Here is a 24232-nt window from a genome sequence, read left to right as displayed (position 1 = left end):
TCCCGCACCGGCCTTCCCGTCGGTATGCCGGTGCTGCGTATCGCCGGACGCGTTCGGTGTGTCGGCTCTTCCCGAGGGCCGGGCTGCCCCGCCATGAGGTCCTCTTGGAGGGTCTTCCGTACGGCTGCTGCTCATCTTGTTTCGTCTCGCTTCTCACTCGCGGGCTGCCGGCCGTGACGGGTACTCGACTGTGGCTATGGGCTCTCGGGCCGGACCGGCCGGGATGGGGCAGGGCTTGCGTCGGGTCGGCAGCGCGCGGTGGCCGCGGCGCGGCCGTGACCACCGCCTCGACCTCCTGGGGCCCGGAGCATCCGCGTCGGGGCCGCCTCTGCCGTATGGGTGCGTCGTGTGGGGTCCCCGTCCGGTCGGACGGAGACCCCACGGATCAGGAACGTCGGCGCAGGGTCCGCCGCCTGCTGCTCAGGGCGACAGCTCGCGGTGCTCCCTCAGGCGCCGGTTCTGTCGCCACGGCCGGTACGGGCTGCTCGTCTTCCCGACCGAGTGCGCGGATGCCGGGGCCGCCGTCCGACCAGTCCGACCTGTCTGCCCCGTCCGACCCGTCGGTGCCGCGGTTGCGGTCGCGGCGGGCGATGGCCCAGTCGATGCCGATGTGGATCAGCAGGCACACGGCGCCCCAGGCGGCGATGGTCGCGAGGTGGCCGGCGACGCCGGTGCGGTCGAAGTAGACCGTGGCGCGGACGATGTCGACCGCAGCGGGCAGGGGCAGGACGTCGTTCAGGTCGCGGAAGAGTTCGGGGACCATGTAGAGCGAGATCCCTCCGCCGGAGGCGGGGACCCCGACCAACATAGCGATCACCACCACGGGGATGACGCCGGCGATGCCGAGGGTGCGGGTGAAGACTCCGGTGAACATCGAGATGCAGAAGATGGTCAGTGCTCCGAAGCCGATCATCGCCCAGGCGTGGCCGTTGATCGCGCCGATCAGGACGTCGAAGAGGAACCACAGCCATACGGCCATGCCGACCGCCCATCCGGCCAGCATCGGCAGCAGCTGTCGCAGCCGGTTGATCTCGGGCGCGCCGCCTCGCAGCACCGCCATGATCAGGAAGCCGGCCATGATCCAGGCCATGGCCGCGTACATGCTGTTGCTGCCGTTGGAGTCGGAGGCGTTCAGCGGCTGGACGTCGGTCAGTTCCAGCGGGGCTTTCTGGCTCGCCGAGATCTGCTGGAACATCGCCTGCAGCGCGTTGTGCTGGCTGGCGCCCGCGGCCGAGGAGGTGTACAGCGTTGCCTCGCCGCCCCTTGAGGTGGGCAGGACGTACACGCCGACGGTCTTGCCCTCGCGGATCTGGTCCGTCGCCGCGTCGAGGGAGGTGCTCGTGGTCAGGGAGAGCAGGTCGCCCATGCCGTCCTGAAGACTGCGGGCCGCCTGCGTGGCCTGCTCCTGGGAGGCGCCGACGACCACGACGGGCATGTCGCGGACCTGCGGCTGGTGCAGGGAGGCGCTCATCAGGCCGACGACGACGGTGAGGATGCCCAGCGGGAAGGCGGCCACCGCGAAGTACCGGAGCCGCTTGGAGCGCACCGGGCCACCGGACATCGCGGGCCGGGGGAAGTGGGGGTCCTCGGCCGCCTCGGTGGTCGGAATGGCGAGCCCCTTGCGGCGCTCCACCAGCAGGGCGAGCGCGAGGGCGGCGACGAGCCAGACGGCGAGGGTGAGCAGGTGGGTGCCGACGCCGCGGCCGTCGAAGTAGACGATGGAGCGCAGCGCCTCACCCGCGGCCGGCAGCGGCAGCACGTTGTGCAGGAAGCCGAAGAAGCCGGGCATCGAGTGGATCGGTATGGCGAGGTTGGACGAGGTCACCCCGAAGACCATCCACAGCAGCATGCCGGGCAGCACCGCCAGTCCGCCCATGAGTTTCACGAACAGCAGCTGGCTGAGGGCCACCGCGCCCGTCGCGAGCAGGCCGACTCCGACGAACTCCAGATAATGGCCGTCGATGGCGCCCACGATCGGCCCCAGGATCAGCCAGATCAGCGAGCTGGTAGCCACCGCCCAGCTGGCCAGCAGCGGCAGGAACCTGCGCACGGCGAGCAGATGAGGCACCGCCGCCGTCATCCCGCTCAGCGGGGAGTACCCGACCATCATCATGCCGATCGCGGCGAGCAGCAACGCGATGCCCGCGCTGTCACCGGCGGGCAGCGGCGCGATGTCCTCGGTCTTGGTCGTCCAGTTGTGGCCCGCCGCCACCGGGGCCAGGAGCTGCTGGACCGTTCCCGCCTGCGCGGCGCCGGCTCCCTGGGCCGTGTAGAGGGTCGCCTCGGTGGCGCCGTCCGCGGGGATCTGCAGGACGCCGGCGATGTCACGGTCCTTGAGCAGGTCGAGTGCATCCGTGCGGTCGGCGACCAGCCGGGGCTCGGCGGCTCCGTCCTTGGCGGAGGCCAGCTCGTCGACGACGGACTGGGCCACGGCCCCCGAGCCGACGACGGCGACCGGCATGTCCCGGGTCTTCGGCGAGTGCATGGTGCCCATGTACGTCGCGTACATCATCGTGACCATGAGGAAGGGCACGAGGAAGACGAAGACGTACTTGACGATCTTCATCTTCCGGTCCGCGTCGGATGTACCCGCCTCGGGCGAGCCCGGCTCGCGCCCGCTCGCCTCGCGGACGGGGGTCGGTGTTTCCATGATGTGCTCCTGGTGGATGTGCTGGGGCGCAAGGCGCAGGCGCCTTCTCCGCGCTGGGGATGGGTGTGGCGTTCAGCCCGAACTGGCAGCGCTCTTGCGCCGATGCAGCCGTAGGGGGTCTGAAGGACTTCGATGGCGATGCGGGTGCGGGGCGAGGGGCTAGTCCCGCTCATGGCGCGGAGTGGCGCTCCGGTGTGTGTCAGCCGGACAGTGCGGCATCCAGCGCCCGCGCCTGTCGGCGCCAGAACTGCTGTGAGACGTCGGCTTTGGGGAATACTGCGTCGAACCCGTGGAACGCGCCGGGGACGATGTGGAGTTCGCAGGGGACTTTGCTGTCGCCCAGGCGGCGCGCGTACTCGACGTCTTCGTCATGGAAGAGATCGAGGGTGCCGACGCCGATCCAGGCAGGGGGGAGCCCGGTGAGGTCCTCGCGGCGGGCTGCGGCCGCCTAGGGGGAGACGTCCGGGCCCGCTACGGCGTCGCCGAGGTAGGACGACCAGCCGTGCTGGTTGCTCTTGGGAGTCCAAAGACGAATGTTCCGCGCGTCCAGGTCCGTTCTCGTCGTCGTGCGGTCGTCGAGCATCGGGTAGACCAGCAGTTGGAACACAGGCCGGATCTCGGCGCGGTCATGGGCGAGCAGCGCGAGGGCTGCGGCGATTCCACCGCCCGCGCTGGCCCCCCCGATCGCGATGCGGTCGACGTCGATGTGGAGTTCGCTCGCCCGCGCTGTCAGGCCGCGCAGCGCGGCGTAGGCGTCCTCGACGGCGGCGGGCGCGGGACTGTTCGACGCCAGTCGATAGCGGACCGCGGCGACGGTGATGCCGAGTTCGCGGGCGAAGGCGATGCTGGTCCGGTCGTCCTGCTCCGGGTCTCCGAAGACGAGGCCGCCGCCGTGTATCCAGAGCAGAACCGGAGCAGCCGCCTCCAATCCGGTCGGCTGGAAGACGCGGAGCGAGACGGACGGTGCGCCCTTCGGCCCGGGCACGACTATTTCCTGAACGGTGAGGTCGGTCCCAGGGGCGGCCGGGCGCGGCTTCAGACTCCGCATGATGCGCGAGATCAAGGGTCCGTAGGACATCTTGGGGAGGAAGCGTGCGAGCGTGAGATCGGGGTGGAAGGCACTCATTGGTTTCTCGGGCTCCCTGGTGCTGCACCGGCCGACCGGTGTGAGATGGCGCGGTGGCGCCCGGCCGGTGCGGCGGCAGGGCATTGCCGAGGGAACGCGGATCGGTTCAGCCTGCACGGGAACGGGGCCATGAGGCGCTCCTCCTCATCGAGGTCGTGCGAGACCACGCGACTCACTGGCGCGTGCACAGCTACACAGCCGGCGACGGCTGGGAGGCCGCCACCGGCGCACCGGTGGGAAGGCCCGCGCGCACCCGCAGGAGGCCCTCTCGGACAAGATCGGGTAGTGCGACGTCGGTGTCGCCCTTTGCCCACATCTCCATGGACGTCCGCAGCACGGCAGCTGCCGCGGCGGCCAACAGGCGGGCAGTCATGTCCCGCTCGGCGTCGGTGCCGGTGCGTTCGGCGATGAGTTCCGCGAGCTGCTGATCGGCCTGCTTGTACGTGACAAGGTGCTGCGCCTGCATCGACGGTTGCTCGCCGATCACGCGCATCAGCACCGCGATGTTGTCCCGTTGACCGACGAATTGCGCGGCGAAGGACGGAAGCACCTGTGTCAGGGAGTCCCACGGCGGCTCCTCCATGGGCCTGGCCCGCATGGCGTCGAGCAGGGATGGGCCGCTCCGTACCAAGCTGTCGAGGATCGCCTCCTCACGGCTTGCGAAGTAGTTGCGAAACGTGCGCGGTGATACATCCGCCGCCGCGGCGATCGCTTCCGGTGTCGCCGCCTCCAGCCCCCGCTTGACCATCAGGGACCAGGCTGCACGGCTCAACGCCGCGCGTGTCGCCAGCTTCTTCCGTTCACGCAGACTCGGTTCTCTTGTCATGCCGACAACCATCCAGGATCTTTTCCATCTTGGCAAGTTTTCCATCTTGGCAAGATCGAATGAGTCTGCCTAGTCTGGGCGCGGCGGCAGCTCGCTATGCGGTCTGCGATGTGCCGCGGCCACAGCGCGCTCTTCGGGAAAGCGCCGAGTTGCTGTTGGCCCGGCGCGTGCCGTGCCCGACTCGGCCGGAGCGGTGCGAGATCTCGTCACCGTCAGGTACCGGTCGCGGCCAGCGGCTGCGTGTGAGAAAGGAAGTGAACATGTCGCGGAACGTGGCAGTAATCACCGGCATGGGATGTAGGAGCCAAGCTGTCGCCCGCCGTATCGGCCCAGGCGCTCCCCTGCTCCTCGCGGACTTCAAGCGAGGAGATCCTGGACATGGTGGCCATGCAGTTGCACGGCGGGGGCGTCCGCGAACTGTCGGTCGCCTGGTGACCACCGAGGCGGGCAGCGCGCGGCGGCGTCAGCCACCGCAGGCCCCGGCTCACTGAGCCGGGGCACACAGACCGGGGCCGCCCTGAGCATGTCCGTGGGTGTCAGCCGGCTGGGTTGTGCGTCTGTCCGGAGGTGTGGGGGCGGGTGGTGGACGTGCTGGTCCAGCTGGCGAGGATGTTGAGGGCTTCGGCAGAGGGGGACGCGGGCTCCGGGGTGTAGATGACCAGGGTCTGTTCGGGGTCGCCTTCTACTGCCAGAACCACGTAGTCGAGGGTGAGGTCGCCGACGAGCGGGTGGTGGAGGCGTTTGGTGCCGCTGTTGTGGGCGATGACGTTGTGATCGGCCCACATGCTGCGGAAGGTGTCGCTGTGCAGGGACAGCTCGCCGATCAGCTCGGTGAGCTGCGGGTCGTCGGGGTGGCGTCCGGCATACAGGCGCAGCATGGCCAGGCAGTCGCCGGCGACCTGCTCCCAGTCGGCGTACAGCGTGAAGGCGGCCTCGTCGAGGAAGACGTAGCGGGCGAAGTTGCGCTCGCGGCGGGGCCGGGCTTCGAAGTCCGTGTAGAGGACGCAGGCGAGCTTGTTGGCGGCCAGGACGTCTAGACGTCGCCCCTCGATCACCGCGGGGACGCTGAGGGAGTCCAGGGTCCGGTACAGGACCGGGTGGACTCGCTGGGGGGCGAGCGGCCGCTTGCGGCGGGTCCGGGCGGTGGGCTTGGGCTGGGTGAGGTCGAAGAGGTGGGCGCGTTCGGTGTCGTCCAGCTGTAGGGCGCGGGCGATGGCCTCCAGGACAGTTTCGGAGACGCCCTGGGTGCGTCCTCGCTCCAGGCGGACGTAGTAGTCGACGCTGACCCCGGCGAGCTGCGCGACCTCCTCACGGCGCAGCCCCGGTACGCGGCGGGCGCCGCCGTGCGGGACGAGGCCGGCCTGGTCGGGGGTGATCCGGGCCCGGCGGGTGCGCAGGAACTCACGGATCTCGCTGCTGCGGTCCATGGGACCACCGTACGGCGGGGACTGGCAGGCCGGCGCCCTGGAAGGGGGTACTGGCAGACCCCCGGAAGAGCGGTGCCCTTTACGGCGGCCCACGGGGCGTTCGCGGGTGGTTGCCTGGATAGCGGGCTCACGACACTGCCCACGGCATCCGCACGACGATGCCGATGTGCGCAGTGCGTGCGAGACGGAGCGCATAGGGACTCGGTAATGCCCTCTGCCTGCCCCCGCGCCCATACGTCTGGAGAAGAGGACAAGCCTCGTGGCATCGAAACTGACCGGCACCGTCGCTCTCGTCACCGGCGCGAGCAGCGGGATCGGCGCCGCTACCGCCCGCGGGCTCGCCGAGCACGGTGCATCCGTCGCGCTCGTGGCCCGCCGCAAGGACCGCCTGGAAGACCTCGCCGCCGAGATCGAGAAGGCGGGCGGCACCGCGCTGGTGGTGGAAGCGGACATCGCTGACCGTAACCAGGCCGAAGGGGCCGTGGAGCAGGTCGTCGAGCGGTTCGGACGGCTGGACACGCTGGTCAACAACGCCGGACTGATGCTCCTGGGCCCCGTTGTCGGCGCGGACGCCGAGGAGTGGGACCGCATGATCGCCGTCAACCTGCAGGGCCTGCTCTACACGACCCGTGCCGCGCTGCCGCATCTGCTGCGGGCCGCCGAACAGGGCCCGCGCCAGGTCGCCGACATCGTCAACATCAGCTCGCAGGCGGGCCGCGTGGCCAGCAAGGGCTATGGCGTCTACAACCTCACCAAGTTCGGCGTGAACGGATTCACCGAGTCCCTGCGCCAGGAACTCGCCCAGCGCCACGTGCGCGTCGGTGTCCTGGAGCCGGGTGCCGTGGAAACCGAGCTGGTCGGCCACAACACGCCCGAGGTCCGCAGCGAGCTGGTCGACCCCGTCATCGAGTCGATCGAGATCCTCGCCGCCGAGGACATCGCCGACGGCGTCGCTTACATGGTCACCCGCCCCCGGCACACCGCCATCGGCGAGCTGTGGATCATGCCCACCGAACAGGGCTGATCCCCTCCAGCGCCTGGCCGCCACAGCCCGGCCCCCGCCGACGCAACCCGTCAACCACCCCACCCCCCAACATCGGGCGCCGTATGCGCAGCCCGAAGCAAGGAACTCTCATGAGCAAGGTCATCTTCGTCACCGGTGCCGGACGCGGTCTCGGCACGGACATCGTCCGCGAGGCACTCGCGGCCGGTCACCAGGTCGTCGCCACCGGCCGCCGCCCCGAGGAGGTCGAGAAGACCCTGGGCGGACCGCAGGACAACCTCCTGGTCACCAAGCTGGATGTGACCAGCCTGGAGGACGCGCAGGCGGCCGCGCAGGCCGCGGTCGACCGGTTCGGCCGCATCGACGTCCTAATCAACAATGCCGGGAATTTCTTCGCCGGCTACTTCGAGGAGATCTCCCCGGAGCACATGCGCCAGCAGATCGAGACCAACCTCTTCGGCCCGATGAACGTCACGCGTGCCGTCCTGCCCGTCATGCGCAGGCAGCGCGACGGCCACGTCATCACGATTTCCTCGCTCGCCGGTCAGGTCGGCACGGAGTTCACCTCCGCCTACGCGGCCTCCAAGTTCGCCGTCGAGGGCTGGATGGAAGCCCTGCACCACGACATCAAGCCGTACGGCATCCGTACCACGATCGTGGAGCCCGGCTACTTCCGTACCGAGTTGCTCGTGGACGCCTCCACCACCTGGCCCGAGCCGACCATCGACGACTACGCCGAGCGCACCACCGCCACGGTCGAAGCCTGGAAGAGCATCAACGGACAGCAGCCCGGCGACCCCGCCAAGCTCGCCCACGCCCTGCTGACCCTCGCCGGCCAGGCCCAGCCGCCGCTGCGCTTCGTCGCCGGCGCCGACGCCATCGAGGGCGTCTCGGCCAAGGCCAGGGAACTCCTCGCCCAGGCCGAAGCCTCCCGTGAGCTGGGCGGCAACCTCGGCCACGACGACACCGACGCCTGAGCGTGGCGTCCACGCCGGCCACGGCCTGCGAGGAGAAGAACACAGCCCCGCGAAAGCAGTCCCCTTACATGGTCATCCAGCGTCGGCCTGCGACCTGGAAGTGGCCAGACAACCAAACCAGCGATCCAGGAGTTACACGATGACAAACAGGCTGACCCGCACCACACGGACGTTGGCGGCCAGGAGGGTCTTGGTCCTTGGCGTCGCCCTGATGAGCCTTGCAACCCCCATTGCATTCGCCAGCAGCAAGAGTTCCAATTCGGGCGCTACGGTTGCCAATGCGGGCGCTACTACAAACCAGGCTACGATCACCAGCTTGGCGGACTTCGAAAAGACGGTCCGCGGAGACCGCACTGTCACGCGCAAGCAGGTCACGTTCAAGAACGGGGAACTCGACATGGCCGGCGTGCAGTTCGCGCCGGCCAAGATGAAGCCGGGCAAGAAGTACCCGGCGATCGTCGTCGTGCATCCGGCCGGCGGTATCAAGGAGCAGACCGCAAGCCTTTACGCCTACCGCATGGCGCAGCAGGGCTACATCGCGCTGGCCTATGACGCGTCCCATCAGGGGGAGAGCGAGGGGCAGCCGCGTCTGATCGAAGACCCTGCGCAGCGGGTGGAAGACGTACGCAGCGCGGTCGACTACCTCACTACGCTTCGCACCGTTGATCGTGAGCGGATTGCGGCTCTCGGCATTTGCGCCGGCGGCGGATACGCGATCAACGCCACGATGACTGACCACCGCATCAAGGCGGTCGCCGGCGTGGCCTCGTTCAATTACGGTGACGGTGTCCGTCAGGGCTGGAGGGGAACGGGAACTGCCGAGGAGCTGCGCGCCGGTCTTGAGGATGTCGCTCAGGAGCGCACAGCAGTGGCCAACGGCGCTCAGCCCACGATGCTTCCGTACGTACCCGACTCGGTTGAGGGTGTCACCGAGCCCGATATGGTGGAAGCCAGCGAGTACTACCGGCAGGCGGACCGGTGGAAGCATGAAAACTCGCCGAACCGTTTCCTGAAGAGCAGCATGGACAAGATCTACGCGTTCGACGCCTTCGACGGTATCGACACCTTGCTGACGCAGCCGCTGCTCTTGATCGCTGGTAGCGAGGCGGGCTCCAAGTGGCACAGCGATCGGGCGTACAAGGAGGCGACGAGCGAAAAGGAACTTTTCGTCGTCCCGGGTGGTACTCACATGAGCATGTACGACAAGGACGTGAACAGGGCGGTGCCCAAGCTGGTTGAGTTCTTCGGAAAGCAGCTCAAGCACTCCGCGAACTGACCTCAAACAACGGAACACTGGCGAGACGATTCCGGTCGTGGTCGCTGGTGTTCCGTTGAGGTGTTCCGTGAGCAGTTCCCATTGCCTCGGCTGCGCGCAGGCGAGGGAGCCCGAAGCCCGGTGGTGACGCGCAGAGTTGGACTCCCTCGCCGCCGCATGCTCGGCTTCACCTCCGAGCGAAGGCTTCGCCGCGCCCGCGCTCACCTGCGGTGTCACTTCCTGAACGCCATACCGCCTCCGGCCCGCCTTTTCTCCGCCCACAGAAAGCCGTCTGATGACCGATCACCAGGAACTCGTCGTCCTGCACCCGGCGCCCCAGTCCACCGAGCAGATCTTCAGCCAGGAGACCCTGCGCCGGCTGCATGAGGAGTTCGAGGTCCTCGACCTCGATGGCCACTCCGACGCCGAACGGCAGCTGGACCTCGCGCTTCCCCGGGCCTTCGCCGTGGTCGGCCAGCCCGACCTGCCCGCCGAACGCGTCGAGCGTGCCGTGCGCCTGCGCGCCCTGTGCAACATCGAGGGCAACTTCTTCCCCAATGTCGACTACGCGGCCTGCGCGGACCGCGGCGTCCGCGTGCTCGGCTGCGGACCCGCCTACGCACAGGCCGTGGCCGAGTACTCCCTCGGTCTGGCGCTCGACCTGGCGCGGGGCATCACGCGGGAGGACCGCGCCTTCCGGGCCGGCACCGAGGGTTACACCTTCGCGTCCAACGCCGACTCCATCCTGCTGCGCGGCGCCGAGATCGGCTTCATCGGCTTCGGCAACCTCGGCCGCGCGCTGCACGAACTGCTGGTGCCGTTCAGGGCCGTTGTCCGGGTCTATGACCCGTGGCTGCCGGACAGCTACCTGGAGGAGCACGGAGTGATCCCGGCCTCGCTCGACGAGGTACTGGAGACCAGCCAGGTCCTGTTCGTCCTGGCCACGATCACCGAGGAGAGCGAGCAGCTTCTCAGCAAGGCACGCCTGCGCCGACTGCGCCCCGGCACTCGCCTGGTTCTGGTCAGCCGGGCCGCAGTCGCTGACTTCACTGCCCTGGTCGAGCTCGTGAGCGAGGGCCGCTTCGTCGCGGCACTGGATGTGTGGCCCGAGGAGCCGGTGCCGGCCGATCACCCCGCCCGTGCGGTGGAGGGGCTCGTCCTGTCCGCGCACCGGGCCGGCGGCATCCCCGCGGCTTTCGAGAAGATCGGGGAGATGGTCCTCGACGACCTCCTGCAGATACGGGCGGGACTGCCGCCGGTGCGCATGCAGGTGGCGGCCCGGGAGCTCGTCCACCGCTACCGCAGCCGTCCGGTCACCACCGCTGCCGGAGCGAGGAATTCATGAGTGCTCTGCGAGTCGCCGTGGTCGGTGCCGGCTTCATGACCGGTGTGCACACCCCGCGCCGTCCGTGTCACCGCCGCACGCCCGGTCGCAACCGGCTCTGTCGCGACTGCAGGCCGCCGCACTGCTGAGCCAGCCGGAACGGGCACCCGACGTGGCCGGGCAGGCCCGCTCCGAACCGGCCAGTAGGGGCTTGGGGCCACCGGAGCGGAGGCGGCTCACTGCGGCGTCCCCGGGGCATGTCGGTCCGTGTGGCATGTACGGCGGTGAGGACGAGCGGGGGAGCCAGGCCGAGGCCGCCCATGGTGGCGTAGCCCGCCAGGTTGCGGAGGTGTCCTTCGCCGTCCACAACGTCCTCGCGTCGATCGCCGACGAGGAGGAACGATTCGCGACGATCCTCACGCCGCCGCCGGGCAGGTCCCGGTGGACGCTGGACGAGGCCAAACGCCGCACGGGCCGTCAGGTCGCCAAGCCGGTCACGCCGCTGGAGAAGATCAGCGCCATCCACACCCTCGCAGCGCCATCCACACCCTCGCCAAGGACGAGGAGGTCGCCGCGACGGTGACCTGCTGCGGCGGTCGGCCGTGGTCGCCCAGGTCAAGCCCGAGGACAAGGTGAGGGCAGCGGCGGAGCTGTCCCGCGAGGACGACGTCGCCGCCGCGCTCGCCCCAGGACATCCTGCGCCGTCCCACGGTCGTCGCGAAGGTCACCCCGGCCGACAAGGTGAAGGTCGTCGAGGAACTGACCAGGGACGAGAGCGTCGCTACCGAGGTGACCACGGGTCTGCTGCGTCGGCCGGAAGTCGCGTTCAAGGCGATGGGCGACGACACCGCCCGCCACCAGGTCAACCGCCCAGGTCGAACGCGGCCAGCAGGCCCGCGAGGACTTCGAGCGCAACAGCCCCGGCGCCCCGGCGATCCGCGCGATCGACCGGTCGGTGGAGTTCCTGGACCTGGTCACCGCCTGCCACGCGTTCGTCGCGGCGTCCGGCAGGGTCGTCCCGGGTCTGCGCGACCGCCAGGTCGGCGACGACGAACGCGTCATGAGCATGATCATGGGCCACAGCGCCATGGTCTCGTGCATGGAGGGAAGCGTCTCGTAGTCACGCACCAGAGACACGGACGCATCAACCAGCTCAGCGTTCTCTCTACCACCCACCTGCGCGCAGCACCACGAACCCCGCCGTGTCCTAGGAGGATTTGACGATCTGAAGGGTGAGCCCGCACTTCTCGGCCGCCCAGTCCACCAGCCGGCCCGCATAGCCGCCGTCCGCCCAGACCAGGTGGATGGAGAAATACAAGGTGCGCAATCGCTCAAGCAGCGGCATTCCCGCGTCGCGGTCCTGCACGCTCGCCGCGGTCACCACCACCGCCAGCACCAGGCCGAGACAGTCCACGACCAGGTGCCGCTTGCGGCCTGCCACCTTCTTCCCGCCGTCCCCGCAGGACGTTGAGCGCGGGATGTCCGCCGCCGCCCGCACCGACTGCGAGTCCACGATGGCAGTCGTCGGGTCCGGTGGGCGGCCTCCTGCTGACGGACCTTGTCGCGCGCCGGTCGTGGAGTTCGGCGAGTAGACCCGTCGCCCGTCAGCGGCGGGTGAACGCGTGCACACGCCGGTACGGCGGGAAGTCACGGGGCAGGTTGACCCACTTGACGCCGTTGTCGACGACATAGCGGACCGCCTCCAGCATCACGCGGTGGCAATAGCCCTCCGGCCGCCCGCTCCTGTCCTGAAGCCATGCGGGAATCGGCAGCAACGGCCTGACGACGTGCCACTCCGCCTCCGTCAGGCCGGAGCCGTAACACCGCACGCGGCCCGGACCCGTCCGCCGCGTTGCCGAACCTGTGCGCGAGGCGGTCACACTCCGGTGACGTCGCGTTGGACCCTGCGGACGGCGAGCACGAAAGACTGCGGAACAGGGCCTCCTGGTGCTGCTCGGTCGGGATCGCAACCCCGAGCCACCAGGAGGCCCTGCCGTTATGCCACGGCTGCCGAGAGATCACCCAAACAGGAACCGTGTTCGACTGATCCAGACTGTCGAACGGTCAGCGGAAGGCTTCTACGGCAGGGGCGAATTGCCGTGCCCACCGTCTGAGCTCGTCCCCAGCTTGGCCCCGACGTCGATGATCGCAAGCATCGGTTCGCTCAATCGCGCGCCCTGCACCTGGATTTGAGCGAAGCCGTTCTCAATTTCTTCGATGTCGGCGGCGGTCAGCTGGACCTGAAGTGCGTCCATGTTTTCTTCCATGTGCCCCTGTGTGGTCGGCCCCGGAATGGGCACGATCCACGGCTTGCGAGCGAGCAGCCAGGCGAGTGCTATTTGGCCAGGCGTCGCTTGTTTGCGTGCCCCCACGCGCTGCAGCAGTTCGACGACGGGCCAGTTTGCGCGGCGCGCCTCCGGGGTGAAGCGGGGTAGTGTAGCCCTCAAATCCGCGGGGCCATGCACCATCATCGGGGTGACGGTGCCGGTCAGATAACCCATTCCGAGCGGACTCCACGGTACGAATCCGATGCCCAGCTCTTCGCAGGCCCGGAGAACTTCTATCTCCGGATCACGTGTCCAGATGGAGTATTCGTTCTGCACCGCCGTGACCGGCTGCACTTTGTGCGCGCGGCGAATGGTCGCTCCGCCCGCAGCAGACAGGCCGAAGTGGCGGATTTTGCCCTCGGAGATCAACTCCTGGACCGTCCCGGCCACCTCCTCGATGGGCACCTTGGGATCAACGCGATGTTGATACATAAGATCGATGTAATCAGTCTTCAGGCGCCGGAGCGACTCTTCGGTCACCCGCTTGATGTGGTCGGGACGGCTGTTGAGTCCCCGAACCTCGCCCTTCCGCGTGATGTCGAACCCGAACTTGGTGGCGATAACCACCCGGTCGCGTATCGGCTTCAGTGCCTTGCCGACTATCTCCTCGCCAAGGAACGGCCCGTAGACTTCGGCGGTATCGAAAAACGTAACGCCCCGGTCATAGGCCGCCCGGATTACCCGGATCGACTCCTCCATGTCAATCGGTGGGCCATACATCCCGGCGAAGTTCTGGCAGCCCATCCCCAGGGCAGAGACTTCCAGCGAGCCGAGCATGCGGCGTTGCGGGCTCGACGGGCGTGAACTCGGCGCGGAAGGTTTTGGTGTTTTTGCCTGCGCCGCTGAAAGAGGCAGGAAAGATGCTGCGCCTACTCCAAGGCCGGCGGCCACGAATTTACGGCGGTTCACGACGGTTCTTCTCCCCTTCGTTCTTTAACTTCAACTTGGGTTTGCTGAAGGCGGCTGATCGTTGAGCGCGAGAGATGCCGGCAGGTCGCGGTAGGTGTGGAACTGAGCCTGCAGGGGCGGCGACCTTCTGCTCGGCTGAGGCGATTGTGTAATTCCTGAATCGCCGTATTGGTTGGCTTGGCCGCTTTCAAGTCACAGTCAGACGATTGGTGACCATGCAATGGAACTGATTTCGCGAGGCTATGCTTTCTCCTCGCCAAGCCGTCCCCCTGCTCGAATTCAGTTAAGCATCCGCAGGCCCGGTGTCGGCCGGCTGAAGGGGGTCTCCTTCGTCCAGGGGTCTGTCAGTACCCCCTTGGAGCTCGTAACACGATCTTGTTCGGTTGCCCTGGTCGGGCGTGACTGGTCTGGCGATTCGGCCGTTCGTGCTGCTGTGAGTACTCGGCCGTGGATCGTGGATGACGACTCGTGGGCGCTGATCGAGCCGCTGCTGCCGCCCTGGCCCGAGCGGTCGCCGGGTCCGCGGCCGGTGACAGACCGGCTCTCAGGGCAGAGCACAGAGCTGGACGGCGGTCAGCGCTCGATGGAGGCCATGTTGCTCTCGTCGTGGCGCTCACCGGCGGGCGGGGTGAGGTTGTTCAGCCGTTCGAGCTGCCCGGTGCTGAGCTGGATGCGGTCGGCGGCGGTGTTCTCCTCGACGCGGGCGGCTCGCTTGGTGCCTGGGATCGGGGCGATGTCGTCGCCCTGAGCGAGGAGCCAGGCCAGGGCGATCTGGGCCGTTGTGGCGCCGGCCTCGGTGGCGATGGCCTGGACCTCGTCGACGATGCGCAGGTTGAGCTGGAGGTTCTCGCCGGTGAAGCGCGGGTTGGTCTTGCGCCAGTCGTCGTCGGCGATGTCGTCGGTGGAGCGGAACGTGCCGGTGAGGAAGCCGTGGCCGAGCGGCGAGTAGGGCACCAGGCCGATGCCGAGTTCGCGCAGCAGCGGCAGCAGTTCGGCCTCCACGTCGCGCGTCCACAGGGAGTACTCGGTCTGCAGCGCGGCCACCGGGTGGACGGCGTGGGCGCGGCGGATCGTCTCGACCCCGGCCTCGGACAGGCCGATGTGGCGGACCTTGCCCTCGGCGACCAGCTCGGCCAGGGCGCCGACGGTCTCCTCGATCGGGGTGTTGGGGTCGAGCCGGTGCTGGTAGTACAGGTCGATGTGGTCGGTGCCGAGCCGCTTCAGGGAGCCTTCGACGGCGGTGCGGATGTTCGCCGGGCTGCTGTCGAGGACGTAGGGTTCGCCGTCGGAGTGCGAGAACATGCCGAACTTCGTCGCCAGCACGACCTGGTCGCGGCGGCCTCGGAGAGCCTGGCCGACCAGTTCCTCATTGATGAACGGCCCGTAGATCTCGGCCGTGTCGAGATGGGTGACGCCCAGGTCCAGTGCCCGGTGGATGGCGCGGATCGACTCGGCGTCGTCGGTGCTCGCGCCGGAGTAGAAGGCGGACATCCCCATGGCGCCCAGGCCGATCCGGGAGACGTTCAGCCCACCGAGTGAGACGTGCTGCATCAGATAACTCCGTTCTTCGGTTTCCTCATCCAGGCAACCATCCGTCGGGCAGCGTTGGGCCCGCGTATGGGGTACTGCTTTTCGGGGGGTCCGCCAGTGCCCCCTCCATGACGCCGACCTCGGGGCATGGATCGGGCCGGTACGGCGGGACAGGGGCAGGCCCGTGCCGTCGTGGGTGTGGGCGATGATCTCGGCGGTGATGGAGACGGCCGTTTCCTGGGGTGTGTGGGCACCCAGGTCGAGTCCGATGGGGGAGTGGAGGCGCGCGAGGTCCGCCTCCGGTACGCCGGCCTCCCGCAACAGTTCCAGGCGCTGTTCGTGGGTGCGCCGCGAGCCCATGGCCCCGATGTAGCCGACCGGAAGGCTCAGCGCGAGGCGCAGGAGGGGGATGTCGAATTTGGCGTCGTGGGTGAGGACGCAGATGGCGGTGCGGGCGTCCACTTCGGTGGCGGCCAGGTACCGGTGCGGCCAGTCGGTCACGAGCTCGTCCGCGTGCGGGAAGCGTGCGCGGGTGGCGAAGACGGGGCGGGCGTCGCACACCGTGACCCGGTAGCCCAGAAAGCGCCCCGCCTCGCTCAGCGCGTCGGCGAAGTCGACGGCGCCGAAGATCAGCATCCGGGGAGGTTGGGCACTGGTGTGGACGAGGACGGACAACCGCTCGGGGCAGGTGTCGGCGTCCCCGCCGACCTCGATCCGGCCGGTGCGGCCTGCCCGCAGCAGCGCACGTGCCCGCGCCGCCACGGCCTCGTCCTCGCGTTGTCCGCCCAGGATTCCGTCGTACGGGCCCTCGGCAGGAACGTAAAGGGTGCCGCCGAGGAGTTCTTCCGGGCCGTCCACGACCTGGGCCAGCGCGGCGGGCCGGCTCGCGACCATCTCGGCGAGGGCTGCGGTGAGATGGGGCTGCACCGCGGGATCCACCCGCTGTACCAGGATCTCGATCTCGCCACCGCAGGTCAGGCCCACGGCGAAGGCGTCGGAATCCGAGTAGCCGAAGCGCGTCAGTACCGGAGCACCGCCGGATTCGAGCGTCTCCCGGCACAGTTCGTAGACCGCTCCCTCCACGCAACCGCCGGAGACGCTGCCGATCACGTCGCCGTCCGCGCTCACGGCGAGCGCGGTGCCGGGCGGCAGGGGCGCGCTGCCGCTGACGTCGACGACGGTGGCGAGGGCGAAGGGACGGCCTTCCCGGCACCAGGCGTACAGCGTTTCCGCGATGTTCAGCATGGACGGGTCTTCCTCAAGGGATGTGGTGAACGGGCCGCCGCCGCGCCGCGGGGGAACGGAGTTCGCGGCGGCGGCCCTGGGTGTGCCCTGCGTGGCCGGGGGGGGTGCCCGCAGGGCGGTCGTGGCGAGCCCGGTTGTTCAGAGCAGGGCTTCGGCCGTGATGGGCAGTTCGCGGATGCGGCGGCCGGTGGCGTGGAAGACCGCGTTGGCGAGGGCGGCGGCCACTCCGAGCTGGACGACTTCGCCGATGCCCTTGACGCCGATGGGGTCGGCCTCGTGGTCCTCGCCGTCGAGGTAGATGGCCTTGAGGTCGGGGATGTCGGCGTTGACGGGGACGAGGTAGTTGGCGAGGTCGGCGTTGACGATCCGGCCGTCGCGCTGGTCCATGACCGTGTGCTCCAGCAGGGCCTGCCCGATGCCGCCGACCATGCCTCCGAGGGCCTGGCTGTCGGCGAGCTTGGGGCTGATGATGCGGCCCACGTCGTACACGCCGAGCATCCGCCGCACCCGGACGAGACCGAGGCGGGCGTCGACGGCGACCTCGGCGAACACCGCGCCGTAGGAGTGCACCGAGGCCCGGTGGGACGCTTCGGGAGTGTAGGTGCCGAGCACCTCGAGGTGGGTGCGGTTGTTGCGGGACAGCAGCCGCTGGTAGGTCTCCCCGCGCGCGGGGTTGTCCTTCACGTACAGTCGGCCGCCGCGTACGACGATGGTGTCGGCGTCGGCGCCGTACAGCGGCGAGTCCTCATCCTCGACGGCGAGTTCGATGGCCTGTTTGCGCAGCTTGTCGCAGCCGTCCTGGACGGCGGAGCCGACCATGGCCATGGTCATGGAGCCGCCGTGCGGCGGGGTCAGCGGCATGCGGGAGTCGCCGAGCCGGAAGGTCACGTTGCGCATCGTCAGGCCGAGGGCGTCGGCGGCGAGCTGGTTCTGGGAGGTGTAGGTGCCGGGGCCCATGTCGCTGGTCGCGGCCTCGACCAGGGCCGTGCCGTCGGCGTTGAGCCGGACCGACGCCTGGGCTGCCCAGTAGAGGTGGTGGTAGACGCAGGCGGCCATGCCGGTGCCGATCAGCCAGTCGCCGTCGCGCATCGAGCGGGGCTTGGGGTTGCGGCGGTTCCAGCCGAACTCGCGGGCGCCGGTGGTGTAGCACTCGCGCAGCCGCCGGGTGGAGAACGGCAGTCCGTTCGACTCATCCTCGGCCGGCTCGTTGCGCCGGCGCAGCTCGATCGGGTCGATGCCCAGTTCGTGGGCGAGTTCGTCCATCGCCGACTCGACGGCGAAGGAACCGGTGGCGTAGCCGGGCCCGCGCATCCAGCACGGCGTGTTCACGTCGAGCGACACCGTCCGGTATTCCTGGCGGACGTGGGGCGTGCTGTAGAACATGTTGCCCGGGGCCAGGATGCCCTCTTCCACGAAGTTCTCGTACGTCGAGGTCTCGGCCGTGACGTCGTTGACCATGGCGGTCAGGCGTCCGCGCCGGTCACTGCCCAGGCCCAGCCGGAACTCGTACGTGGGCCGGTAACCGACCCCGAAGTAGAGCTGCTTGCGCGAAAGCACGAGCTTGACCGGGCGGCCCGTCTCACGGGCGGCGACGGCCGCGATCGTGACGTGCGGCCAGGAGCGGATCGCGCCGCCGAACCCGCCGCCGACGAACGGCGAGATGACCCGGATCGACTCCGGCGGGATACCGAACACGGCGGCCAGCTCGACCTGCGTGCCGGGCACCCACTGGGTCTTGTCCCACAGGGTCAGCTTGTCCCCGTCCCAGCGGGCGATGGTGGCGTGCGGCTCCATCGGGTTGTGGTGGTTACGGCCCAGCCGGTACGTCACGTCCAGCCGTACCGCGGCGGAGCCGAGCGCCCTGTCCGCGTCACCGCGCGCATAGGTGATGGGCTTCCAGTCCGGGCGGTCGGCCGGGTCGGCCATGTCGGCCGACGGCTGCCGGGCGTCGTAGGAGACCTTCACCAGGCTCGCCGCGTGCTGCGCCGTCTCCAGCGCGGTGGCGACGACGACGGCGACCGGCTGCCCGTGGAAGAGGACCTGGTCGTCCTGGAAGACGTGCAGTCGATCGCCCTCCAGCGGGTCGATCGAGGCGGGGTTGTCGCGGTAGGCCAGCTTCGGCGCGTTGAGGTGGCTGATCACCTTCAGGACGCCGGGCTGGGCGAGGGCGGCGCGAGTGTCGATGCCGGTGATCCGGCCGCGGGCGACGGTGCTGTCGACGACGACCGCGTGAACCACGCCCTTGATGTCGTGCTCGGCGGCGTACGTCGCCTTCCCGGTCACCTTCAGCCGGCCGTCCACGCGGGACAGCGGCGCTCCGACGGCTGCCTGCGGCTGGGGGCTCACTTGGTACCTCCTACGACGCGCAGCTGGCGTTCGACGGTCCGCTTCAGCAACTCGACCTTGAAGCGGTTGTGCTCCAGGGGGCGGGCCCCGTCGGCCGCGCGTTCGGCCGCCGCGGCCCACAGGCTTGCGGACGGCCGTTCGCCGATGAGGTGACGCTCGACGGCGGGCAGCTTCCACGGCACGGTGCCGACGCCTCCGGCGGCGACCTTCGCCTCCTGGATCCGCCCGCCGCGTACGTGCAGGGCGACAGCCGCGGACGTCAGGGCGAACTCGTACGACTGGCGGTCGCGGACCTTCAGATAGCCGGACTTCAGGGGGCGGGGGTGGGCCGGGATCTCCACGGCGGTGATCAACTCGCCCTGTCGAAGGGCCTGTTCGCGGTGGGGAGTACTGCCCGGCCGCAGCAAGAAGTCGTCGAAGGGGACGCTGCGTTCCCCGCCCGGACCGAGCAGGTGGACGGTCGCCTCCAGCGCGGCGAAGGCGACGGCCACGTCGGAGGGGTGGGTGGCCACGCAGTCCTCGGAGGTGCCTAGGATCGCGTGGGTGCGGTTGAAGCCCTCCAGCGCCGCGCAGCCCGAGCCGGGTTCGCGCTTGTTGCAGTTCGCGGTGACGTCACGGAAGTACGTGCACCGGGTGCGCTGCATGATGTTCCCGCCGATGGTGGCCATGTTGCGCAGCTGGGCGGAAGCGCTCAGCTCCAGTGCCTGTGAAACCACCGGATACAAGGCGCGCACCCCGGAGTGGGCGGCGGCCTCGGCCATCCGGACCAGTGCCCCGATGCGCAGGCCCCCGCTCCGGGTGACCGTGATCTCGCGCAGCGGCAGTGCGCTGATGTCGACCAGGGTTCTGGGGCGTTCGACGGTCTCGCGCATCAGGTCGACCAGGGTTGTGCCGCCGGCGATGTACCGCCCGCCGCGCCGGCCCGCGTCCAGGGCCTCGCGGGTGGTGTCCGCCGTGGTGTACGAGAAGGGGTACATGGCACTCACTTCCCGTGCGCGGTCTGCTCGACCGCCCGCACGATCTTGACGTAGCAGCCGCAGCGGCAGATGTTGCCGCTCATCCACTCCCGGATCTCCTCCTTGGAGCCGGTGTGACCCTCCTGGATGCAGCCGACACCGGACATGATCTGACCGGGGGTGCAGTAGCCGCATTGGAAGGCGTCCTGTTCGATGAACGCCTGCTGCAGCGGGTGCAGTTCGTCGCCGTCGGCCAGGCCCTCGATGGTGGTGACCTCGGCGCCCTCCAGCCGGACCGCCAGCGTCAGGCAGGAGTTGACCCGCCGTCCGTCGACCAGGACCGTACAGGCCCCGCAAGCACCGGCGTTGCAGCCCTTCTTGCTGCCGGTCAGCTCCAGACGCTCGCGCAGCAGATCCAGCAGCGAGGTCCGGTTGTCGACGGTGACGGTGTGCCGCTTGCCGTTGACGGTCAGGGAGACACGGCCGCTGGGCGGCGCGTCAGCGGCGGCCGCCTCCTCGGCGCCGAGGCCAAACGGTCCCACGACCAGGCCGCCCGCCACCACAGCACCACCGACAGCGGCGGTCGTGGCGACAAACGTGCGCCGGGACGGTTCCGACGGGGGCGTGGCCGGCGGAGGAACAGCTGAATCAGTGACTTCAGTAGACATGCGTACGCTTTCGACTCGGTGGAAGGTCAACGGCCTTGCTCATCGGCGCACTTGCAGGAGAACTGGCGTCGTCTCCAAGGCGTGGTAACCGGCTGGCCTGCCCCGTCACCTGCGATGACGGAGGCTGCGTCGGCGCATGAGGGCCTGCGTCGGCAGGTCCGCTGCACCCATCAGGCGCGGACCGTCGGTGCCGCTGTGCTCCGGATGCGACCCGGCGCTTGCGTCGCGGGTGTCAGCCGGCTGGGTTGTGTGGCTGTCCGGTGGTGTGGGGGTTCGTGGTGGGCGTGGTGGTCCAGCTGGCGAGGATGCCCAGGGCTTCGGCGGTGGGGGAGGCGGGTTCGGGAGTGTAGATAACGAGGGATTGTTCGGGGTCGCCTTCGACGGCGAGGACGACGTATTCGAGGGTGAGGTCGCCGACGAGCGGGTGGTGCAGGCGTTTGATGCCGGAGGTGTGGGCGCGGACGTCGTGGTCGGCCCACATGCTGCGGAAGGTGTCGCTGTGCAGCGACAGCTCGCCGATCAGCTCGGTGAGCTGCGGGTCGTCGGGGTGACGGCCGGCATACAGGCGGAGCCTGGCCACGCAGGTCTCGGCGACCTGGTCCCAGTCGGTGTACAGCGTGAAGGCGGCCTCGTCGAGGAAGACGTAGCGGGCGAAGTTGCGCTCGCGGCGGGGCCGGGCTTCGAAGTCCGTGTAGAGGACGCAGGCGAGCTTGTTGGCGGCCAGGACGTCTAGACGTCGCCCCTCGATCACCGCAGGGACGCTGAGTGAGTCCAGGGTCCGGTACAGGACCGGGTGGACCCTTTGGGGGGCGAGCGGCCGTTTGCGGCGGGTCCGGGCGGGGGTGGGCTGGGTGAGGTTGAAGAGGTGGGCGCGTTCGATCTCGTCGAGGTGTAGGGCGCGGGCGATGGCCTCCAGGACGGTTTCGGAGACGCCCTGGGTGCGTCCTCGCTCCAGGCGGACGTAGTAGTCGACGCTGACCCCGGCGAGCTGGGCGACTTCCTCGCGGCGCAGCCCCGGTACGCGGCGGGGCCCCGGGTGTGGGGCGAGGCCGGCCTGTTCGGGGGTGATCCGGGCCCGGCGGGTGCGCAGGAACTCCCGGATCTCGCTGCTGCGGTCCATGGGACCACCGTAGGACGGCGTTTCGCCCGCCGGAGCCCTGAAAGGGGTACTGGCAGACCCCCCGAAGAGCGGGCCCGTACGGCGGCGCACGGGGGGACCGTGGGTGGTTGCCTGGACGGCGGGTACTCACCGCGCCCCCATGCAGGCGCCATCGAGGTCGCTGATGAAAAGGCAATGGCATCGCGCAGCCGAACCGGCCTTGTCGGAGTGCGCAGTGATGAGCGCGGCGCCCTGGTCGATGGCAGTTGCGCCGGAGGGAGTTTCATTCGGGTTGCGCTTTCGCGGGCTGCTCAGCTGAGTTAGTTGTGCGATTTGTGACCGCCATTGAGCCACTGATGGTTCGACCCCCGTCCTTCGACCCGTCGGGTTGGGCTCCCGATCGTGGTCGCATTGGGGCTGGTGAGGCCGGATCTCGGCAGTGGCGAGCGGAATATAGACCCTGATCGCCGGTTACCGAAACCGGCGATGGTGACGACCATTGAACCCTCGGCCCCCGTCTTCGTCACCCCCGACGAACTGGAGCCCTACCGCGCGGGCAACGCCTACTTCAGCTACGCCCAGATGATCGCCCACGTCTCGCGCGGCACCGAAGTGCGCACCGGCATCCTCGGTTCGGGCACCTGAGGCGGTGGCTGCCTCGCTGAACTGTGGGGCCGCGAAGGGCTCGACGCCCCATCCGCCGCTCGCCCCCGGCGACACCGTCACCCTGACCGCCGAACACCTGGGCAGTCAGACCGTCCGTGTGGCGAAGGCTGCTGTCCGCCCCACTGGCGACCTGCGGGCCGCCTCGCACCCCGACCAAGCACCCCGGACGAGCCGCCGATGACCACACCGCACACCTCCGCATCCGACGCACCCGGCACCGTCCAGAACTGAACTTCGCTCCCGTCGTCCACGCCTGGGCCGACGGTTCCTGGTAGATCAACAACTCCGGGTTCGTCGTCACCGATGACCACGTCGTCCTCGTCGACACCTGCGTCAGCGAACAGCGCACCCGCGCCTTCCACGCCGCCATCGAGCACACAGCGCCGGGCAGCCGATCCGCTACGCGGTGTCAACACCCGCATGCGCTCGGCGAGCGGTGCACCTTCCCGCTGACGGGCTGCTCCGTAGTCGACTGGATCATCACCGACCTCGGAGTGTTCGACGTCGCGAGCACGGACTCGTCCTGCGCGAACCCGCCCCGGAAAGCACGGTGGCGCAGGTTGTGGCGGCGACCGGCACCCGGCTCACAATCGACCTTGGTCTGCCGGCGCCAGCCTGCTGGTCACTCAGGTGGGGCGGCGGCCGGGGCGCCTCCTGCCCCTGTGGCGTCGGAGCAGCGGGCGAGGTGCGCCCGCTGCTCCGGCCGTGGAACGCCTGCTGTCATGCGTCCCGCCTGTTCTGCCCGGCGGATGGTGAGCGCGTGATCGAGGATGCTGAGAGCGCTGTCGAGCTCCGGGTCGGTAGCGGTAAGCGGCGGGGCCAGGTGAAGGATGCTGCCGCTTCCGGGGAACTGGACGATGTTGAGGTGCAGGCCGCGTTCGAAGCAGGCGGCGGTGACGGCCTCTCTGTACGCGGCGGCGGGCGCCTTGGTGGTGCGGTCGGTGACGAGCTCCACTCCCTGGAACAGGCCCCGGCCGCGCACATCGCCGTAAGCCTCGTGCCGCTTCTGGAGGTCGAGAAGCCCGGCGCGCAGCCGGGCCCTGCGCGCCGGGCGGTCTCGTCCATGGCATGGTCGGACAAGAAGCGCAGCACGCTGAGCCCGACGGCCGCGGCGAGCGGGTCGGAGACGTGGGTGGTGGCGAAGTAGTAGCCCAGCTCGCGGCAGCGATCCTCGATCTCTTCGCTGGTGACGAGGGCCGCCACCGGAAGCCCTGCCCCCAGGGTGGAGAGGGCGAGGACGGGGTGACGTCGTCGTGCTGGAAGGCGTGCCAGTCGCCGATCCGGCACAGCCCGGACTGGGCCTCGTCGAGGATCAGCAGCGTTCCTCGCTCCCGGCATTTGCTCTGGAGCGCGGCCAGGTAGCCCGGGGGCGGCTCGATGATGCCGCCGGTGCTGAGGATCGGCTCGGCGATGAACGCAGCGAGGCTGCCAGTGGACTGACGGTCGACCATGTCGAAGGCGAAGTCCAGCTCGGCCTGCCATTCGTGACGTCCGTCCCGCTCGAACAGCGGGCGCTGCCACCGCAGTACGCGGCCATGAGCGAGCCACGGAAACCTCGACCTACCGGGAGATCTCCTTGTTTCGCGAACGTGCTGTCGGCGCCGGGCGTCGGTTGTCGAATAGTCCCCACTGACGATCGGGTTTGAACACAGGGGCCGATGTGTTGTGAGGGGCGGGAGGATAGGCGGGTGCTGTCCCGGGTCGTGGGGTCTGACTTATGATTTCTCTGACCGAGGTGTCCTGGTGTCACAGTGTCGGCCGTTGGCCGGGGATGGTGCGTTGTCGGTGCCGGGCTGGCGGGGTGTGTCCCGATAGACATCTCGGGACCTGAAGAAGTCAAGCCGCAGCTGCCGTTGATGAAGCGAGAGGCGAGTTGAAGGCACGTTGCTCGTCGAAGA

At 69.0% G+C, this 24232-nt stretch carries 20 protein-coding genes and 4 pseudogenes; 9 read left to right on the top strand and 15 right to left on the bottom strand.

Annotated elements, in window-relative coordinates; genetic code table 11:
* Positions 1-385 precede the first annotated feature (385 nt).
* The 4 genes and pseudogenes from ACFVJQ_RS35985 to ACFVJQ_RS35970 all read right to left on the bottom strand — a co-directional run bounded on the left by ACFVJQ_RS35985 (position 386) and on the right by ACFVJQ_RS35970 (position 6029).
* Positions 386-2650 (bottom strand): ABC transporter permease, encoded by a 2265-nt coding sequence (locus ACFVJQ_RS35985; RefSeq protein WP_385789855.1) that lies wholly within the window; start codon positions 2648-2650, stop codon positions 386-388.
* A gap of 199 nt (positions 2651-2849) precedes the next feature.
* Positions 2850-3698: pseudogene (locus ACFVJQ_RS35980) on the bottom strand (alpha/beta hydrolase).
* A gap of 268 nt (positions 3699-3966) precedes the next feature.
* Entirely contained in the window at positions 3967-4602 is a 636-nt protein-coding gene (locus ACFVJQ_RS35975) for a TetR/AcrR family transcriptional regulator (protein WP_385789853.1), read from the bottom strand.
* Between the two features lie 536 nt (positions 4603-5138).
* Positions 5139-6029 (bottom strand): helix-turn-helix transcriptional regulator, encoded by an 891-nt coding sequence (locus ACFVJQ_RS35970; protein WP_385789851.1) that lies wholly within the window; start codon positions 6027-6029, stop codon positions 5139-5141.
* 259 nt (positions 6030-6288) lie between these two features.
* Here ACFVJQ_RS35970 and ACFVJQ_RS35965 point away from each other — a divergent pair, with 259 nt between their 5' ends.
* From ACFVJQ_RS35965 to ACFVJQ_RS35940, 6 genes and pseudogenes are all read left to right on the top strand, one after another.
* On the top strand, positions 6289-7053 hold the full coding sequence (locus tag ACFVJQ_RS35965) for an SDR family NAD(P)-dependent oxidoreductase (protein WP_385789849.1): 765 nt from the start codon (positions 6289-6291) through the stop codon (positions 7051-7053).
* Between the two features lie 110 nt (positions 7054-7163).
* A complete protein-coding gene (locus ACFVJQ_RS35960; protein ID WP_385789847.1) occupies positions 7164-8009 on the top strand; it encodes an SDR family oxidoreductase in 846 nt (281 codons plus the stop codon).
* Positions 8010-8325: 316 nt separating this feature from the next.
* On the top strand, positions 8326-9285 hold the full coding sequence (locus tag ACFVJQ_RS35955; RefSeq protein WP_385789845.1) for an alpha/beta hydrolase: 960 nt from the start codon (positions 8326-8328) through the stop codon (positions 9283-9285).
* A gap of 274 nt (positions 9286-9559) precedes the next feature.
* Positions 9560-10609, top strand: coding sequence for an NAD(P)-dependent oxidoreductase (locus ACFVJQ_RS35950; RefSeq protein ID WP_385789843.1), 1050 nt, complete (start codon positions 9560-9562; stop codon positions 10607-10609).
* A 253-nt stretch (positions 10610-10862) separates the two neighbouring features.
* Positions 10863-11171: a DUF6192 family protein gene (locus ACFVJQ_RS35945; protein WP_385789841.1), complete on the top strand. Its 309-nt coding sequence runs from the start codon at positions 10863-10865 to the stop codon at positions 11169-11171.
* A gap of 158 nt (positions 11172-11329) precedes the next feature.
* Positions 11330-11708, top strand: a pseudogene (locus ACFVJQ_RS35940) (DUF6192 family protein).
* An 87-nt stretch (positions 11709-11795) separates the two neighbouring features.
* Here the strand turns inward: ACFVJQ_RS35940 and ACFVJQ_RS35935 are convergent.
* The 9 genes and pseudogenes from ACFVJQ_RS35935 to ACFVJQ_RS35895 all read right to left on the bottom strand — a co-directional run bounded on the left by ACFVJQ_RS35935 (position 11796) and on the right by ACFVJQ_RS35895 (position 21689).
* Positions 11796-12101, bottom strand: coding sequence for a transposase (locus ACFVJQ_RS35935; RefSeq protein ID WP_385789839.1), 306 nt, complete (start codon positions 12099-12101; stop codon positions 11796-11798).
* A 91-nt stretch (positions 12102-12192) separates the two neighbouring features.
* Positions 12193-12417: a transposase gene (locus tag ACFVJQ_RS35930; protein WP_385789837.1), complete on the bottom strand. Its 225-nt coding sequence runs from the start codon at positions 12415-12417 to the stop codon at positions 12193-12195.
* A 249-nt stretch (positions 12418-12666) separates the two neighbouring features.
* Positions 12667-13824, bottom strand: a complete 1158-nt coding sequence (locus ACFVJQ_RS35925; RefSeq protein ID WP_385789835.1) for an aldo/keto reductase — start codon at positions 13822-13824, stop codon at positions 12667-12669.
* Positions 13825-14397: 573 nt separating this feature from the next.
* Entirely contained in the window at positions 14398-15375 is a 978-nt protein-coding gene (locus ACFVJQ_RS35920) for an aldo/keto reductase (RefSeq protein ID WP_385789932.1), read from the bottom strand.
* 126 nt (positions 15376-15501) lie between these two features.
* A pseudogene (locus ACFVJQ_RS35915) lies at positions 15502-16599 on the bottom strand (XdhC family protein); the annotation flags it as partial.
* A gap of 138 nt (positions 16600-16737) precedes the next feature.
* Entirely contained in the window at positions 16738-18945 is a 2208-nt protein-coding gene (locus ACFVJQ_RS35910; RefSeq protein ID WP_385789834.1) for a xanthine dehydrogenase family protein molybdopterin-binding subunit, read from the bottom strand.
* Positions 18942-19922 carry an FAD binding domain-containing protein gene (locus ACFVJQ_RS35905; protein WP_385789832.1) on the bottom strand — a complete coding sequence of 327 codons (981 nt, stop codon included), beginning with the start codon at positions 19920-19922 and terminating at the stop codon, positions 18942-18944. Before ACFVJQ_RS35905 ends, ACFVJQ_RS35910 begins: the two co-directional genes overlap by 4 nt.
* A gap of 5 nt (positions 19923-19927) precedes the next feature.
* Positions 19928-20569 (bottom strand): (2Fe-2S)-binding protein, encoded by a 642-nt coding sequence (locus ACFVJQ_RS35900; RefSeq protein WP_385789830.1) that lies wholly within the window; start codon positions 20567-20569, stop codon positions 19928-19930.
* 232 nt (positions 20570-20801) lie between these two features.
* The gene (locus tag ACFVJQ_RS35895) at positions 20802-21689 is read right to left on the bottom strand and encodes a helix-turn-helix transcriptional regulator (RefSeq protein WP_385789828.1); all 888 of its coding nucleotides are present in this window, start codon (positions 21687-21689) and stop codon (positions 20802-20804) included.
* A 465-nt stretch (positions 21690-22154) separates the two neighbouring features.
* Here ACFVJQ_RS35895 and ACFVJQ_RS35890 point away from each other — a divergent pair, with 465 nt between their 5' ends.
* Together ACFVJQ_RS35890 and ACFVJQ_RS35885 are read left to right on the top strand one after the other, a co-directional pair.
* Positions 22155-22313: a hypothetical protein gene (locus ACFVJQ_RS35890; RefSeq protein ID WP_385789826.1), complete on the top strand. Its 159-nt coding sequence runs from the start codon at positions 22155-22157 to the stop codon at positions 22311-22313.
* 4 nt (positions 22314-22317) lie between these two features.
* Complete coding sequence (locus tag ACFVJQ_RS35885; protein ID WP_385789824.1) at positions 22318-22515, top strand: hypothetical protein; 198 nt, start codon at positions 22318-22320, stop codon at positions 22513-22515.
* A gap of 441 nt (positions 22516-22956) precedes the next feature.
* Here the strand turns inward: ACFVJQ_RS35885 and ACFVJQ_RS35880 are convergent, their stop codons facing one another.
* The gene (locus ACFVJQ_RS35880; protein WP_385789822.1) at positions 22957-23316 is read right to left on the bottom strand and encodes a hypothetical protein; all 360 of its coding nucleotides are present in this window, start codon (positions 23314-23316) and stop codon (positions 22957-22959) included.
* Between the two features lie 15 nt (positions 23317-23331).
* On the opposite strand from ACFVJQ_RS35880, the gene ACFVJQ_RS35875 reads away from it, so the two are divergent.
* Positions 23332-23481, top strand: coding sequence for a hypothetical protein (locus ACFVJQ_RS35875; protein WP_385789820.1), 150 nt, complete (start codon positions 23332-23334; stop codon positions 23479-23481).
* 151 nt (positions 23482-23632) lie between these two features.
* Here ACFVJQ_RS35875 and ACFVJQ_RS35870 read toward each other — a convergent pair.
* Positions 23633-23785: pseudogene (locus tag ACFVJQ_RS35870) on the bottom strand (aminotransferase class III-fold pyridoxal phosphate-dependent enzyme); the annotation flags it as partial.
* Positions 23786-24232 lie beyond the last annotated feature (447 nt).

It is taken from the genome of Streptomyces sp. NPDC127197, from assembly GCF_042672405.1.
GTDB classification, from domain to species: Bacteria; Actinomycetota; Actinomycetes; order Streptomycetales; family Streptomycetaceae; genus Streptomyces; species Streptomyces flavusporus.
The sequence above is the reverse complement of the archived record's forward strand: the minus strand, read 5'-3'. Positions and strand labels throughout refer to the sequence as shown.

Coding starts and splice junctions, on each gene's coding strand:
- ACFVJQ_RS35895 (WP_385789828.1), bottom strand. CDS start 21,689: ATGGACCGCAGCAGCGAGATCCGGGAGTTCCTGCGCACCCGCCGGGCC.
- ACFVJQ_RS35950 (WP_385789843.1), top strand. CDS start 9,560: ATGACCGATCACCAGGAACTCGTCGTCCTGCACCCGGCGCCCCAGTCC.
- ACFVJQ_RS35900 (WP_385789830.1), bottom strand. CDS start 20,569: ATGTCTACTGAAGTCACTGATTCAGCTGTTCCTCCGCCGGCCACGCCC.
- ACFVJQ_RS35890 (WP_385789826.1), top strand. CDS start 22,155: ATGGTGACGACCATTGAACCCTCGGCCCCCGTCTTCGTCACCCCCGAC.
- ACFVJQ_RS35960 (WP_385789847.1), top strand. CDS start 7,164: ATGAGCAAGGTCATCTTCGTCACCGGTGCCGGACGCGGTCTCGGCACG.
- ACFVJQ_RS35920 (WP_385789932.1), bottom strand. CDS start 15,375: ATGCAGCACGTCTCACTCGGTGGGCTGAACGTCTCCCGGATCGGCCTG.
- ACFVJQ_RS35975 (WP_385789853.1), bottom strand. CDS start 4,602: ATGACAAGAGAACCGAGTCTGCGTGAACGGAAGAAGCTGGCGACACGC.
- ACFVJQ_RS35970 (WP_385789851.1), bottom strand. CDS start 6,029: ATGGACCGCAGCAGCGAGATCCGTGAGTTCCTGCGCACCCGCCGGGCC.
- ACFVJQ_RS35985 (WP_385789855.1), bottom strand. CDS start 2,650: ATGGAAACACCGACCCCCGTCCGCGAGGCGAGCGGGCGCGAGCCGGGC.
- ACFVJQ_RS35945 (WP_385789841.1), top strand. CDS start 10,863: ATGTACGGCGGTGAGGACGAGCGGGGGAGCCAGGCCGAGGCCGCCCAT.
- ACFVJQ_RS35905 (WP_385789832.1), bottom strand. CDS start 19,922: ATGTACCCCTTCTCGTACACCACGGCGGACACCACCCGCGAGGCCCTG.